Source organism: Polynucleobacter corsicus (genome assembly GCF_018688255.1).
GTDB lineage: Bacteria > Pseudomonadota > Gammaproteobacteria > Burkholderiales > Burkholderiaceae > Polynucleobacter > Polynucleobacter corsicus.
The window spans coordinates 1334397-1348801 of record NZ_CP061314.1 but is presented as its reverse complement, the minus strand read 5'-3'; the positions used below and the strand labels follow the sequence as shown (position 1 = coordinate 1348801).

15 protein-coding genes are annotated in these 14405 nt (G+C 45.3%); 14 read left to right on the top strand and 1 reads right to left on the bottom strand.

Annotated elements, in window-relative coordinates; translation table 11 throughout:
* The first annotated feature begins 39 nt into the window (after positions 1–39).
* The 14 genes from C2747_RS06990 to C2747_RS06925 all read left to right on the top strand — a co-directional run bounded on the left by C2747_RS06990 (position 40) and on the right by C2747_RS06925 (position 13556).
* Positions 40–945, top strand: coding sequence for a polyprenyl synthetase family protein (locus tag C2747_RS06990; protein ID WP_215330886.1), 906 nt, complete (start codon positions 40–42; stop codon positions 943–945).
* Positions 946–965: 20 nt separating this feature from the next.
* On the top strand, positions 966–2129 hold the full coding sequence (locus C2747_RS06985) for a methyltransferase (protein WP_215330885.1): 1164 nt from the start codon (positions 966–968) through the stop codon (positions 2127–2129).
* Between the two features lie 80 nt (positions 2130–2209).
* Positions 2210–3160 carry a chlorophyll synthesis pathway protein BchC gene (gene bchC / locus C2747_RS06980; RefSeq protein ID WP_215330884.1) on the top strand — a complete coding sequence of 317 codons (951 nt, stop codon included), beginning with the start codon at positions 2210–2212 and terminating at the stop codon, positions 3158–3160.
* The gene (locus C2747_RS06975; protein WP_215330883.1) at positions 3157–4164 is read left to right on the top strand and encodes a chlorophyllide a reductase iron protein subunit X; all 1008 of its coding nucleotides are present in this window, start codon (positions 3157–3159) and stop codon (positions 4162–4164) included. The genes bchC and C2747_RS06975 overlap by 4 nt, the downstream gene beginning before the upstream one ends.
* A gap of 14 nt (positions 4165–4178) precedes the next feature.
* Positions 4179–5702 (top strand): chlorophyllide a reductase subunit Y, encoded by a 1524-nt coding sequence (gene bchY / locus C2747_RS06970; RefSeq protein WP_215330882.1) that lies wholly within the window; start codon positions 4179–4181, stop codon positions 5700–5702.
* Positions 5702–7159, top strand: a complete 1458-nt coding sequence (gene bchZ, locus C2747_RS06965) for a chlorophyllide a reductase subunit Z (protein ID WP_215330881.1) — start codon at positions 5702–5704, stop codon at positions 7157–7159. Before bchY ends, bchZ begins: the two co-directional genes overlap by 1 nt.
* Before the next feature lie 123 nt (positions 7160–7282).
* A complete protein-coding gene (gene pufB, locus C2747_RS06960; RefSeq protein ID WP_046330418.1) occupies positions 7283–7429 on the top strand; it encodes a light-harvesting antenna LH1, beta subunit in 147 nt (48 codons plus the stop codon).
* 50 nt (positions 7430–7479) lie between these two features.
* On the top strand, positions 7480–7701 hold the full coding sequence (locus tag C2747_RS06955; RefSeq protein WP_215330880.1) for a hypothetical protein: 222 nt from the start codon (positions 7480–7482) through the stop codon (positions 7699–7701).
* A gap of 10 nt (positions 7702–7711) precedes the next feature.
* Positions 7712–7888 (top strand): light-harvesting antenna LH1, alpha subunit, encoded by a 177-nt coding sequence (gene pufA / locus C2747_RS06950; RefSeq protein WP_071608677.1) that lies wholly within the window; start codon positions 7712–7714, stop codon positions 7886–7888.
* 98 nt (positions 7889–7986) lie between these two features.
* Complete coding sequence (pufL, locus tag C2747_RS06945; protein WP_215330879.1) at positions 7987–8811, top strand: photosynthetic reaction center subunit L; 825 nt, start codon at positions 7987–7989, stop codon at positions 8809–8811.
* Positions 8812–8843: 32 nt separating this feature from the next.
* Entirely contained in the window at positions 8844–9842 is a 999-nt protein-coding gene (gene pufM, locus C2747_RS06940) for a photosynthetic reaction center subunit M (RefSeq protein WP_251374724.1), read from the top strand.
* Positions 9839–10882, top strand: a complete 1044-nt coding sequence (gene pufC / locus C2747_RS06935; RefSeq protein ID WP_215330878.1) for a photosynthetic reaction center cytochrome PufC — start codon at positions 9839–9841, stop codon at positions 10880–10882. The genes pufM and pufC overlap by 4 nt, the downstream gene beginning before the upstream one ends.
* A gap of 60 nt (positions 10883–10942) precedes the next feature.
* Complete coding sequence (locus tag C2747_RS06930; protein ID WP_215330877.1) at positions 10943–12502, top strand: phytoene desaturase; 1560 nt, start codon at positions 10943–10945, stop codon at positions 12500–12502.
* On the top strand, positions 12492–13556 hold the full coding sequence (locus C2747_RS06925; RefSeq protein WP_251374723.1) for a phytoene/squalene synthase family protein: 1065 nt from the start codon (positions 12492–12494) through the stop codon (positions 13554–13556). Before C2747_RS06930 ends, C2747_RS06925 begins: the two co-directional genes overlap by 11 nt.
* Here C2747_RS06925 and C2747_RS06920 read toward each other — a convergent pair.
* Entirely contained in the window at positions 13553–14401 is an 849-nt protein-coding gene (locus C2747_RS06920; protein WP_491005597.1) for a carotenoid 1,2-hydratase, read from the bottom strand. The two genes, C2747_RS06925 and C2747_RS06920, sit on opposite strands and share 4 nt — an antisense overlap.
* Positions 14402–14405 lie beyond the last annotated feature (4 nt).

Sequence of the window (14405 nt, the reverse complement as noted above, 5' to 3'; positions counted from 1 at the left end):
ATTTTGACAAAGTAATTTATTCCTTTTAGGGGCAAGAGCATGTCACCACTCAAGCATTTAGATAGAGCCTTAGAGCAAGCATTGAAGTCCCATGAGTCAGCAAAAGGCCCGGCTTTATTGAGCAAAGCCATCAGACATGCTGTGTTTCCTGGGGGTGCGCGCATTAGGCCGCAACTGACTTTGGCGGTGGCTCATGCTTGCGGTAACGATGATCCGCAACTATCCATGGCAAGTGCAATCGCTATTGAGATGATTCACTGTGGATCTCTGGTACACGATGATTTGCCTTGCTTTGACGATGCGGAAATGCGTCGCGGTCAAACCTCAGTCCATAAAGAGTTTGGAGAGCGACTGGCAGTGCTAGCGGGCGATGCTCTGATCGTGATGGCATACCAAACGGTTGCTGCTGCTTCGAGAAGATCTGCGCAACGTTTAGCCCCCATTATCAAAACAATTTCTGAGGGAGTAGGGGCACCCTTTGGAATTATTGCTGGTCAATCCTGGGAGTGCGAATCGCAAGCAGTGCTGAGTGAGTACCAAAGATCAAAAACAGGCGCGCTGTTTGCTGCCGCAACAGCTAGCGGCGCACAAGCTGCTGGTGCTGATGCGCAAACCTGGATGGGCTTGGGAGAATGGCTAGGTGAGGCTTATCAAATTGCTGACGATATTCGGGATGTATTAGGAGATGCCAAGTTTCTTGGTAAGCCATCAGGCCAGGATGAAGAACATCATCGCCCAAGCTCTGCAAAAGAATTAGGACTCAATGGCGCAGTGGAACACTTTGATTCTTTAGTTGGAAAGGCAATCCTTTCTATCCCAAATTGCGCTGGTGATGCGGCGCTTAAAAAATTGGTGGCATTCGAAGCAGAGAGACTACTTCCTTCATCATGGTTCGAGCGTGGCGAGAGACAAATTGCGATAGCAACTCAAAGACAGCTTGCCTAAACTCGAATCGTTCAATCAACATGTCACTTCTAGAATCATCTACGATCAACGCAGGCTTTAGCGAATATAGTCTTTGGGAAAAACTCTGTATCTACAGAGATCAATTGATTGCAAGTAGTCGCTTTCAAAACGCAGTTTCAAAAATTCCTTTTATCAATCGAATTGCAAAAAAAAGAGCTAATCAACTTTTTGATTTGATGGCTGGATTTGTCTATACACAAATACTGCTGGCTTGTGTTCGCATCAATGTATTTAATCTCTTAAAAAATGGCCCACTAGAAATTGGGTTCATTAAAAATAATTGCAGTCTTGAATTAGACGCATTGCAGAAATTACTCGATGGCGCGGTATCTATTAATTTACTAGAGCTGCGCTCTCATCAGAGGTATGGCTTAGGTACACTCGGCGCCCCTATGGTTGGCAACACTGCATTGTCTGCGATGATCGAGCATCACACCGTGCTGTATGAGGATCTTAAGGACCCTTTGCTATTGTTATCGGGCGGTATTAAAAATAAAAATCTACAAAAATTTTGGCCTTATGTTTCTGAAGATGAAAAAGAGCAAGAATCTTTATTGGATAAAGAGCGCGTAAAAAATTATTCAGATTTAATGTCAGCATCACTACCGCTGGTTGCTGATCAAGTAGTCGATGCATACGATTTTTCGAGGCATCAATGTCTTCTGGATGTTGGTGGTGGTCAAGGAACATTTTTAAAGCGAGTGCATTCAAACGCACCTCAATTACAGAGAAAATTATTTGACCTTCCAGGCGTAGCGCAGCTTGCACAAGATGGTTTTTTGAAAGACCAAAAACAAAAAGATATTCAGGTATACGGCGGTGATTTTTTTAAAGATCCACTGCCCCAAGGCGCCGATTTGATTACATTGATTCGGGTGATCTTTGATCATGACGATGCTCGCGTAAAAATTCTTTTGCGTTCGATTTTTGAAGCGCTCCCGCCCAATGGAAAGCTATTAATCGCTGAGCCGATGGCCGATACACCGGGTCACCCTGCGATGGGACGGGCTTATTTCGGTTTTTATCTATTGGCAATGGGTCGTGGTAAACCGAGGAGTATTTTTGAGATTTCGGCCTTGGCAATCGATTCAGGCTTCAAAAAAGTGGAGGTTTTACCCTCCAACATGCCCATTAATGCCCAAGTTTTGCTAATTAGCCCTTAATTTAGGGTAAATACCCATGCGCTTATCCTATAATATGTATAAATTAGTTTACATACAGCAAAGTAAATAAAAATATACAAATGCCCAATCAACTTCATTCAACAGCAGTCTTACTTGAGTCTCCAGGCGAGCTTCGCTTAAAGCGTCTTTTGCTTGATGAGCCAAGGGATGAGGACGTTGTAGTGCAGATTGAATGGAGCGGAATTAGCACTGGGACAGAAAAATTACTTTGGAATGGAACCATGCCTGATTTCCCTGGCATGGGCTATCCATTAGTACCTGGATATGAATCTGTTGGCCGCATTACTAAAGTCGGCAAAAAATCTAAATTTAGCTTAAACCAACGGGTGTTCGTGCCTGGTGCTAAATGCTTTGGTGATGTGAAGGGGTTGTTTGGTGGTGCCTCCTCCCATGTTGTGGTGCCAAGCGAGCGAATTATTGCCCTCCCAGAAACAATTGGTGAGGAGGGCGTATTGCTGGCTCTGGCAGCAACTGCATATCACGTGACCCAAGGTAAGAAGGCTTTACAACCAGATCTGATTGTTGGGCATGGCGTACTAGGCCGTTTGATTGCCAGAATTGCAGTGATGTTAGGTGGTCACCCGGTTGTTTGGGAAATTAACTCTGATCGTATGGGTAAGGCTGATGGTTACACCGTCGTAAATCCTAGCGAAGATCAAGAAAGCAAGTACAAAAATATTTGTGATGCTAGTGGTCAGGTAGACGTCTTAAATTCACTAGTGGGACAGCTCTTGCCTGGCGGAGAAATTACCTTGGCTGGCTTTTACAACAAAGATATTCAATTTAACTTTCCTAAGGCTTTCATGAAAGAGGCAAGGTTCCGAATTGCCGCTCAGTGGGCGCCGCAGGATTTAGCCGATGTTAAACAAATGATCTCCAGCGGACACCTCAATCTACAGGGATTAATTACGCATCACAGAACCCCAAGTTCAATTGGTGAGGCTTATCACACCGCATTTGAGGATCCAAATTGTCTCAAAATGATTGTTGACTGGAGAGAAGCATCATGAATGCACCAAGCGTCCCAAAAGAAATTACGATTCAATTCGCAGCATTAAAGAAAGAGGCTGCTATCGAGCCTGATCAGGTTCATACCGGCGAGATCAAAAAAGAAACCCAAATCATTGCTATTTATGGCAAGGGTGGTATTGGTAAAAGTTTTACCTTGGCTAACCTGTCTTACATGATGGCGCAGCAAGGTAAAAAAGTACTGCTGATTGGTTGCGATCCTAAAAGTGACACAACTTCATTGCTCTTTGGCGGTAAGGCATGCCCAACCATCATCGAGACATCCTCTAAGAAAAAATTAGCTGGTGAAGAAGTCAAAATTGGCGATGTCTGCTTTAAACGCGATGGTGTATACGCCATGGAGTTGGGTGGACCTGAGGTAGGTAGGGGCTGCGGTGGACGCGGAATCATCCATGGTTTTGAAACCTTAGAAAAGCTTGGCTTTCATGATTGGGGCTTTGATTATGTGCTGCTCGATTTCTTGGGTGACGTAGTTTGCGGTGGCTTCGGTCTTCCAATTGCTCGCGATATGTGTCAGAAGGTCATTGTTGTTGCAAGTAATGATTTGCAGTCTCTCTATGTGGCAAACAATGTTTGCTCTGCAGTGGAGTATTTCAGGAAGCTTGGTGGCAATGTGGGTGTCGCTGGTATGGTCATCAACCGTGATGATGGTACTGGTGAAGCAACCGCCTTTGCTGAGCATGTCGGAATTCCTGTTCTTTCTGTTATTCCTGCGAATGACGATATTCGAAGAAAGAGTGCCAGTTACGAAATCATCGGTAGACCAGATTCGCAATGGGGCCCACTCTTTGAAGAGTTGGCTAAAAATGTTGCGGAGGCCCCACCTGTTCGACCAAAACCAATGGCTCCAGATGATTTACTGGGACTATTTTCTGCAAGTCAAGTCGGTAGAAATGTCGTACTAGAGCCTGCAACGATTTTTGACATGGTTGGCAAAAATGAAGTAATTAAGCCAACCCTCGAAGTAATTTATGACAAAGCATAGAGACTGAGAGCCACATGAAATCATCCAAAGTAATCCCAATTCAAAATGCATCTGCTGATGTATCAGGGATTTCTTGTCACTCTGGTGCAGAGGGATTGCTAGCTGCAGCAAAAACCGCTAGTAAGAGTGAGATTCTGGGCCAATATGCTCAAGATTACCCAAAAGGGCCGCATGATCAACCGCAGAGTATGTGTCCTGCCTTTGGGTCATTGCGAGTTGGCTTAAGAATGCGTCGCACATCCACCATTCTGTCGGGCTCTGCGTGCTGTGTTTATGGATTAACTTTTACCTCGCATTTTTATGGCGCACGTCGCAGCGTAGGTTACGTACCATTTAATTCTGAATCTTTGGTAACCGGTAAGTTATTCGAAGATATCCGTGATGCCGTGTACAAAGAAGCTAATCCTGAGCTCTATGATGCGATTGTCATCATTAATTTATGTGTACCAACTGCTAGTGGTGTACCGCTTCAATTGCTACCAAAAGAAATCAATGGCGTACGTATTATTGGCATCGATGTTCCTGGCTTTGGAGTTCCTACCCATGCCGAAGCCAAAGATGTTTTAGCTAGCGCAATGTTGCGTTATGCACGTAATGAAATTGAGAGTGGCCCAGTTCAAGCCCCTCGTAATGGTGTGTCTGAAAAGCCAACCATTACCTTGCTTGGAGAAATGTTCCCAGTAGATCCTATTAGTATCGGGATGATGCTTGAGCCAATGGGTTTAGCTGTCGGAACGGTTGTTCCCACCAGAGAATGGCGTGAGCTGTATCAGGCAATGGATTCCAAAGTAGTTGCTGCTATTCATCCTTTTTATACAGCGAGTATTCGTGAGTTTCAGACTGCTGGTAGACAAATTGTCGGGTCTGCACCCATCGGCTATGACGGTACAGCTGACTGGCTAGATGAGATAGGCAATGCTTGTGACGTAAGTGCTGAAAAAATTGGTAATGCAAAAACCAAGTTTTTACCGATGATCAAGGCAGCCCTAGGCGCTAAGCCTATTAAAGGTCGAATCACTGTGAGCGGCTACGAGGGTTCAGAGCTGCTAGTTGCCAGACTATTGGTTGAGAGTGGGGCAGATGTTCGCTACGTTGGAACAGCTTGTCCAAAAACAGTCTGGAGCAGCAAGGACTTAGATTGGCTCGAATCTAGAGGCATCCATGTGCAATATCGCGCCTCTCTTGAGCAAGATCTTGCCGCTATGAAGGAGTTTTCTCCAGATTTAGTGATTGGTACTACGCCAGTCGTCCAAAAAGCAAAAGAATTGGCAATACCATCCTTGTACTTTACGAATTTAATTTCTGCACGGCCGCTAATGGGTGCTGCTGGTGCAGGCTCCTTAGCTCAGGTTGTGAATGCTGCTCTAGCAAATAAAGAGCGATTCAATAACATGACTGAATTCTTTGAGGGCGTCGGTACTGAGCATACAACTGGTGTATGGGAAGACATGCCGGTAGATCGCCCTGAATTCAAAGCTGAAGTTCGCCGCAAGTTAGAAAAGGCAATCGCTAAGCAAAAAGCGGAGGAGATGGGCTAATGCTAGTCATTGATCACGATCGCGCCGGCGGCTATTGGGGAGCTGTGTATGTCTTTACAGCCATCAAGGGGCTGCAGGTAGTGATTGATGGACCCGTCGGCTGTGAAAATTTACCGGTTACTTCAGTATTGCATTACACCGACGCATTACCTCCTCATGAGTTACCGATTGTAGTCACTGGATTAGCAGAAGAGCAGCTCGGTAGAGAAGGTACTGAAGAATCTATGAAGCGGGCCCATAAGGTGCTCGACCCCAATTTACCAGCAGTAGTCGTTACAGGCTCTATTGCTGAAATGATTGGCGGCGGTGTCACTCCTGAGGGAACTGGGATTAAGCGTTTCTTGCCAAGAACCATCGATGAAGATCAATGGCAGTGCGCAAATCGTGCCATGAATTGGTTATGGACCGAGTACGGTCTCAAAAAGATTCCACAGCGCGTCAGAGCAGAAGGCGAAAAGCCTAGAGTCAATATTATTGGGCCAGCTTATGGCAGCTTCAATTTATATAGTGACCTTGCAGAAATTCGACGTCTGGTAGAGGGTGTAGGGGCAGAGGTCAATATGGTGTTCCCATTGAGCTCTCATCTTGCCGATGTGGCTAAGTTGGTCAATGCAGATGTCAATATTTGCATGTATCGCGAATATGGACGCTTACTGTGTGAGACCCTCGAGCGCCCATATTTACAGGCCCCAATTGGCATGCAATCTACTACAGCCTTCCTGCGTAAGCTGGGTGAGCTCTGCGAGATCGATGTGGAGGGCTTTATCGAAAAAGAAAAGCACACCACGCTCAAGCCAGCATGGGATTTATGGCGCTCTGTAACCCAAGACTTCTTTGGTACAGCCAGTTTTGCCATCGTTGCTAACGAAACCTATACCCGTGGTGTGCGTAATTTCTTGGAAGATGAGATGGGTCTTCCTTGTAACTTTGCCGTCTCTAGATTGCCAGGTAATAAAACGAATAACGTCGAAGTAAAAGATCTGGTGCAGAAGAAAACACCATTGGTCATGTTTGGTAGTTATAACGAGCGGATGTATGGAAGCGAAATTAATGCGCGCTTCTCCTATATTCCTGCCTCCTTTCCTGGCGCGATTATTCGTCGCCATACCGGCACTCCTTTTATGGGTTATTCCGGAGCGGTCTATCTCATTCAAGAAGTGTGTAACTCATTATTTGATGCGCTCTTTCACATCCTTCCCTTGGGAACAGAGATGGACAAAGTGGATCCAACCCCGGCAAGAATACAAGGCCAGATCGCTTCTATTCCCTGGGAAGAAGAGGCTCAAGCATTGATGAACAAATTAATTAGCAATCAGCCTGTGCTGACGCAAATTTCAGCTGCCAAAAGAATTCGTGATGTGGCTGAGTTTGAGGCACGCAAACAGAATATTAAAAGAGTGACAGTCGATTGTGTTCAAAAGTCCACGCTATCCCACCTGAGTGGAGAGACAGTATGACTTTTGATAAAAGAAATTGCCTTAATAAAAGGCTCAACGTATATGGCGTAGTAAAGCTGTATCCCCAAATCTACAGGGGTGATGTAGAAAAGACCGTAAGGTCAGTCTCAAGGAGTAGTCATCATGAGTGAAAACAGATCTATATCTGGGCTTACCGATGCAGAAGCTCAAGAATTCCATGCATTTTATGTGCAAGGTCTACTTGGATTTACTGCCATCGCTGTCGTCGCGCACATACTTGTATGGGCATGGCGTCCATGGTTCTTTTGATGCAGCAGTAAGTACATAGTAAATAGATTCAACTAAAAGGAGTGTTTTATATGAAGACCAATACGGATTTAATCAATAAGAATCATCTACCCGACACGGTGTCGTTCAAGATCATTTTTGTAATTAGCTATGTAGTGATCTTTATGGCAGCTCTCTTTTTGGTTGTATTGCCTGCCTCCCAGAAGGCGTGGTTATTTTCTGGATCTGATGGAGGATCTTTCTTCAAATCAGTGGAGTCAGGTGTTTACGGCTTTATGTCTTACTTAAATTAGGAGAAATATTATGTGGAGAATTTGGAAGTTATACGACCCACTACGTGCAATGGTTGCCCAGGGAGTTTTTCTCTTTGCTTTGGCAGCGATGATTCATCTCATTTTATTGAGCACTGTTCAATACAAATGGTTGGATGGCATGAGTCAAGAGCAGTACAAAGCAGCAATCTCTGCAGCGAAGAAGTAAGTAGATGTACAAACCGTAGACGAATTTCTAGAGATAGTGATTCGTCTACGCAATATTAATTAATTATGAGAAAAATCTCATAGTGCAAGGAGCGCAAAATGGCCATGCTCAACTTTGAAAAGAAATACCGCGTACGCGGCGGGACACTTATCGGTGGAGATCTATTTGATTTCTGGGTAGGCCCGTTTTACGTGGGATTTTTTGGTGTCACTACAGTCTTCTTTACGTTTCTCGGGACTGCAATGATTTTTTGGGGAACCTCTCAGGTTGGAGTTTTTAATCCCTGGCAAATCAATATTGCTCCGCCCGATCTGAAGTATGGTCTCGGGCCAGCCCCCATGATGGAGGGTGGACTTTGGCAGATCATTACGATTTGTGCCTTAGGCGCATTCGGATCATGGGCCTTGCGCGAGGTAGAGATCTCCAGAAAGCTGGGTATGGGTCTTCATGTCCCGCTGGCATTTAGCATGGCAATTTTTGCGTACTTTAGCTTAGTGGTAATTCGTCCAGTACTGATGGGTGCATGGGGACATGGATTCCCGTATGGAATATTGAGTCACCTAGATTGGGTATCCAATACAGGTTATCAATACCTACACTTTCATTACAACCCGGCTCATATGATTGCGGTGACCTTATTCTTCACTACAACCTTGGCGCTTGCCCTGCATGGTGCTTTAGTTCTGTCTTCTACCAATCCTGCCGCTGGTCAGACTGTCAGAACTCCAGAGCATGAAGATACTTTCTTCAGGGACATTATTGGTTATTCAGTAGGAACCTTGGGAATTCACCGTCTCGGTTTATTCCTGGCATTAGCAGCTGTCTTTTGGAGTGCAGTTTGTATCGTGATCAGCGGGCCTTTCTGGACAAAAGGATGGCCTGAGTGGTGGACGTGGTGGTTGAATTTGCCTATCTGGGGGTAGTTTTCAGCTGAATTAAATATGCGGAGAGCATTATGGAATATCAAAACTTATTTACTCAAACTCAAGTAACTGGACCTGCTAGTCACGGCGTGCCCATTAACGCATACGATATGCGTGAGCGAACTCGCTCAATCGGGATTAGCCATTTACTGGGTCGTCTAGGCAATGCTCAAATCGGACCAGTTTATCTGGGACGGCTTGGTGTCGCGTCACTCATGTTCGGCATGACGGCATTTTTCATCATTGGTATGAATATGTGGGCACAAGTAGGGTGGAATCCACTGCAGTTTGTCAGAAAACTGTTCTGGCTTTCTCTGGATGCCCCCTCACCAAAGTATGGCCTTAGCTTTCCCCCTCTAAATGAAGGAGGCTGGTGGCTGATTGTGGGTCTCTTTTCTACAATCTCCATTATGTTGTGGTGGTTCAGAACCTTCCGCCGCGCACAAGCACTTGGCATGGGTAACCATGTACCTTGGGCATTTGCTTCTGCAATCTGGTTATTTTTAGTGCTCGGTCTGATTCGACCTGTATTAATGGGTAGCTGGAGTGAAGGAGTGCCATTTGGCATCTTTTCTCACTTGGACTGGACGGCCGCTCTCTCGATTCGTTACGGCAATTTGTTTTACAACCCCTTCCATATGCTCTCGATTGTTTTCTTATATGGATCAGTTCTTTTATTCGCAATGCACGGTGCAACCATTCTGGCGGTGAGCCGTTTTGGTGGAGAGCGAGAAATCGAACAAATTGTTGATCGTGGTACAGCTTCAGAGCGGGCCGCACTGTTTTGGAGATGGACCATGGGTTTCAATGCAACCATGGAATCTATTCACCGTTGGGCCTGGTGGTTTGCAATACTAACGCCACTGACAGGTGGTATCGGTATCTTGTTGACTGGAACAGTGGTTGATAACTGGTATTTATGGGGTGTGAAGCACAACATTGCACCCGCTTATCCAGCAATATATGGAACAGTGGCAGATCCTGCCCTTACAGCGCCCGTTGCTCCAATTGCTATAGGGGAGAAAAAATGAAGAACCTACATCATAAATTAACAGTCGTATTAGGAATTCTGGGCATCTTAATGCTGACCGCATGTGAGCGTCCGCCAATAGACTCAAAGCAAATGGGCTTTCGAGGCACTGGTATGGCTGAGATTAATAATCCAAGAACAGATGCTCAACTGGCCAAGCTCAATGAAATGCCAGCGGGTATTCCGGCATCGGCTGATGGACCTAAGGCAGGGGCCGTTTATCAGAACGTGAAGGTGCTCAATAACTTAAGTGCTGCTCAGTTCAGTGCTTTCATGGTGTCTATGACAGCTTGGGTTGCTCCAAAAGAAGGTTGTGCTTACTGTCATAACGTTCAAAACTTTGCCGATGACTCCATGTACACCAAGACCGTTGCTAGAAAAATGATCTTGATGAATCAAGAGATCAATGGCACTTGGAATAATCACGTGAAAACTACAGGTGTAACTTGCTATACCTGTCACCGTGGTAATAACATCCCGCAAAATGTTTGGTTCAATACAGTCGAAAAACGTGGCGGTAATATGCTGGGTAATAAGAATGGTCAAAATGATCCAACGGCAGGTAGTGCCTATGCCTCCTTACCTAATAACACCTTTGGAAGCTACTTCGTGGCCGGTGCCGGTGCAGCGCGTGTTATTGGGGGTGATGCATTGCCTAATGGACATAAAGCAACTCTACAAAGTACCGAGAGTGTGTATGGCGTGATGTCGCATATGGCGAACTCTCTTGGGGTCAATTGTACGTACTGCCATAACAGTCGTGCCTTTAGCAGCTGGGAGCAGAGTACGCCGCAACGTGTACAAGCTTGGCATGGTATTCAGATGTTGAAAGATGTAAATACCAACTATATAGATTCATTAGCATCTACTTTCCCTGATAACCGCAAGGGACCAGATGGTGATGTAGCCAAAGCCAATTGCGCCACTTGCCATCAGGGTGTCAATAAGCCTCTTTTAGGACAAAGCATGGTCAAAGATTATCCATATCTTGTTCCTGCCAAAACTAAACCGGCCGATAGTATTCATAGTTCTAAGAATTGATGTAGTAAACCCCCTCTTGGTCATCGTGAGTAAGAGGGGGATTTCACTAAAGGAAGTGTGATGGACCAAAAGGTCGATCTATTTAAGATTCCGGGGCAAATCACAAACCCTCATGACGGCAATCATGCTGAGCGTGTTTTAGTCATTGGCTCAGGATTTGGGGGTCTAGCTTCTGCCATTCGCATGGCAAAAAAAGGCTATCAAGTACAAGTATTAGAGCGACTCGAGAGTCCAGGCGGTAGAGCATTCGTTCATAAAAAGAATGGCTTTACCTTTGATGCTGGCCCGACCATTATTACTGCACCATTTCTATTAGAAGAGTTGTGGGAGATGTGCGGTAAAAAAATGGCTGATGATGTTGATCTTCGCGCCATGGACCCCTTCTATCAAATACGATTTGCTGACGGACGGATCTTTAATTACACCGGCGATTTAGAGCAAATGAAGCGGGAGGTTAGTAAATTTAATCCCAAGGATTTGCCGGGTTATTTACGCTTTTTGGAAGATGCCAAATACCGTTATAAATTAGGCTTTGAAGAGTTAGGCGATGTCGCCTTTGATAACCTAGCTGATCTTGCAAAGGCATTCCCCAGTCTGATCAAAATGCGGGCATGGGAAACTCTTTACAGCTTGGTGGCTAAGCATATGAAAGATCCTCAACTCCGAGAGGTTATGAGCTTTCATCCATTGCTGATTGGCGGCAATCCATTCTCCGTTACAGCTGTATATGCCTTAATTAACTCCCTGGAGAGTAAATGGGGTGTGCATTCAGCGATGGGAGGCACTGGCGCCATTATCAAGGGATTAGTAGGCTTATTAGAGGGGCTTGGTGTCTCTATTCGCTATAACAGCACAGTCAAGAAAATCAATATCATCGATCGCAAGGTCACTGGCGTTACCCTAGAAAGCGGCGAAGTAATTTATGCTGATAAGGTAGTTTCAAATGCAGATACTGCGTGGACTTATAAAAATCTCATCGAGCCACAACACAGAAAAATTTGGACAGATAGAAAAATAAACAATGGAAAGTATTCCATGAGTTTATTTGTTTGGTATTTTGGAACCAAGAAACAGTATCCACAAATTCCGCATCACATGATGTTGCTTGGCAAGCGCTATAAAGAATTGCTAGAGGATATTTTTAAACGTCATCACCTAGCAAAAGATTTTAGTCTTTACCTGCATCGCCCGACTGCTACTGACACTAGCTTGGCGCCAGAAGGCTGTGACACATTTTATATTCTATCCCCAGTACCCCATTTGGATAGCGGCACTAATTGGAAAAAAGAGGCCGAGCCCTATAGGCAGGCCATTGCAACAATGTTGGAAGAGACAGTTTTACCTGGCTTAGAAGAAAATCTAGTGGAGTCCTTTGTGATGACTCCAGAGGATTTCAAAGACAGGCTTTTGTCATTTAAGGGTGCGGCATTTGGATTGGAGCCACTCCTCACTCAAAGCGCTTGGTTTAGACCTCACAATCGTAGTGAAGATATTGAAGGTCTTTATATGGTGGGAGCAAGCACCCATCCTGGTGCTGGTATACCTGGAGTGTTGTCTTCAGCTAAAGCCTTGGATTCTTTAATCGAGCCTGTCAAGGTTGCAGGTAGCCGTGCACGATAGGGCGATTACCGCTGAGTTTGGATTTCAGCAAGATCTTCATATTTGCGAAGATCTCATGAAAGAAGGCTCTAAGTCATTCTTTTCCGCTTCACGCATATTGCCCGCTAAGATAAGAGATTCTGCGATTGCCCTCTATGCTTTTTGTCGTCTATTGGATGACATGGTGGATGATCCGAATGCGCCAGATGACGTCATCAAACAAATTGAACATCGACTCGATTGCATTTATGCCCAGAATCCTGCTGATATCCCTGCAGACAGAGCGCTGGCTTTGGTCGTTGAACGATTCCTGATTCCTAGAGAGCTGTTAGAGGCTCTAGTTGAGGGATTTAGATGGGATCGTAATAGCAGGCAATATGGCACGATAGAAGAGCTTTGTGATTATTCGGCAAGAGTAGCCTCTACCGTTGGTGTCATGATGACTTTAATTATGGGAGTTAGAGATCGCGCAGTCTTAGAGCGGGCATGCGAGCTCGGACTAGCAATGCAATTGAGTAATATCGCCAGAGATGTTGGCGAAGATGCAAAAAATCAACGACTCTACCTGCCTAAGCAATGGCTTCTAGAGGAGGGTATTGATCCGGATCAGTGGCTACTCAATCCCCAGTTCAGCCCTGAACTATCTAGAGTCGTTAAAAGGCTGATTACTTATGCTGACGACCTTTACAGGCGATCTTCCTTTGGATTCTCTGGCTTACCGCGTAACTGTAGGTCAGCAATTGCTGCTGCCAGCTTTATCTACTCAGAAATCAGTCGCCAGGTGGAGCGTCAATCCTACGATTCGGTCTCTCGACGTGCTGTAGTTTCGAAAAAGAGAAAGCTACTCTTACTCGTAAAGGCATTTAGAGCGGCTATTTTTACCGCTAAACCGTCCCGCAGCTTTAGTCAGATTGCTTCTATTCAGTTTTTAGTCAATGTCGTCAAGCCAGAAGAGCCCTATGCTCATTACACCGGCAGTGTCGAAGAAAGATTAATTTGGGTTGTAGGATTACTTGAAAAAGTAGAACTCCGAAAAACAGCAACCTATCACGCCAACGCTCAGCAACAAGTTTAAAAAATCATTGTTGGGTTTCTAGGCATTCTCCAGGGCAACATGAGTTGTACGATATTGGACTTCAAGCGATTCACGTTGAGAGTCTCATGCATCGAAATAACCTCTTCCCCCAGTAGGTGAGATTGGATTCGGGAGCGTGCATAAAACGGGGTATCTTCGTAGGTATTTAAGAGCTCAACTGCGGTCTGTTTTTCTGAACGCATATTTCTTTTGATGCCCCAGCCGGTCTTTCGTATAGAGACTCTCTCTGGCGCCACAAAGGGTTCAACTGTGCCATCAACATTAAATTTGGAGGCAATGATGCGCTCTGCACCATTGTTTTGGCGGACATCATAAATAACGGCTGTGCTGCCATCCTTCAGGTGTGCTCTAGACCAGTCCCATTCGCTAAATGATTGACTCACTGCCTCGTCGCCTTCATTCGAGTCAAAATAGGCGCTGCCTTTCCAATGCAAATCGGGCTTATCAAAAGATACTTCTACTCTCGCTGACGGGGAGATCGGCCCCCAGCGATGCTTTCCCTGATCATCTAATGCCACAACATGATTAAAGAGTTGATCTGGGTAAACCTTGATAGTGCCCTCTACCTTATTCCCCAGCAAAGGTACGCGCTCTTTCATCTTAATAGTTAAAACATCATTTTCCCAATGCAAATGACTCGGGCCAATGGTGAAGGTATTTTCTGTTCTATTGATCGCGTTCTGAGCTCGCTCAGTCATAGTCCAGTGTTTTGAATTTGGCGTGTAAAGTGCAACATTGATCGCGCAGTAATCATTCGCATTGGCAGGCCGCTTCTTATTGGCCCAAGCGTAATAGGGCGAGAACACACTGCCGACGAACGCAATGATG

Bases quoted from the DNA above. Each gene is read 5' to 3' on its own strand.
- C2747_RS06990 (WP_215330886.1), top strand. From the start codon at position 40: ATGTCACCACTCAAGCATTTAGATAGAGCCTTAGAGCAAGCATTGAAG.
- C2747_RS06985 (WP_215330885.1), top strand. From the start codon at position 966: ATGTCACTTCTAGAATCATCTACGATCAACGCAGGCTTTAGCGAATAT.
- bchC (WP_215330884.1), top strand. From the start codon at position 2,210: ATGCCCAATCAACTTCATTCAACAGCAGTCTTACTTGAGTCTCCAGGC.
- C2747_RS06975 (WP_215330883.1), top strand. From the start codon at position 3,157: ATGAATGCACCAAGCGTCCCAAAAGAAATTACGATTCAATTCGCAGCA.
- bchY (WP_215330882.1), top strand. From the start codon at position 4,179: ATGAAATCATCCAAAGTAATCCCAATTCAAAATGCATCTGCTGATGTA.
- bchZ (WP_215330881.1), top strand. From the start codon at position 5,702: ATGCTAGTCATTGATCACGATCGCGCCGGCGGCTATTGGGGAGCTGTG.
- pufB (WP_046330418.1), top strand. From the start codon at position 7,283: ATGAGTGAAAACAGATCTATATCTGGGCTTACCGATGCAGAAGCTCAA.
- C2747_RS06955 (WP_215330880.1), top strand. From the start codon at position 7,480: ATGAAGACCAATACGGATTTAATCAATAAGAATCATCTACCCGACACG.
- pufA (WP_071608677.1), top strand. From the start codon at position 7,712: ATGTGGAGAATTTGGAAGTTATACGACCCACTACGTGCAATGGTTGCC.
- pufL (WP_215330879.1), top strand. From the start codon at position 7,987: ATGGCCATGCTCAACTTTGAAAAGAAATACCGCGTACGCGGCGGGACA.
- pufM (WP_251374724.1), top strand. From the start codon at position 8,844: ATGGAATATCAAAACTTATTTACTCAAACTCAAGTAACTGGACCTGCT.
- pufC (WP_215330878.1), top strand. From the start codon at position 9,839: ATGAAGAACCTACATCATAAATTAACAGTCGTATTAGGAATTCTGGGC.
- C2747_RS06930 (WP_215330877.1), top strand. From the start codon at position 10,943: ATGGACCAAAAGGTCGATCTATTTAAGATTCCGGGGCAAATCACAAAC.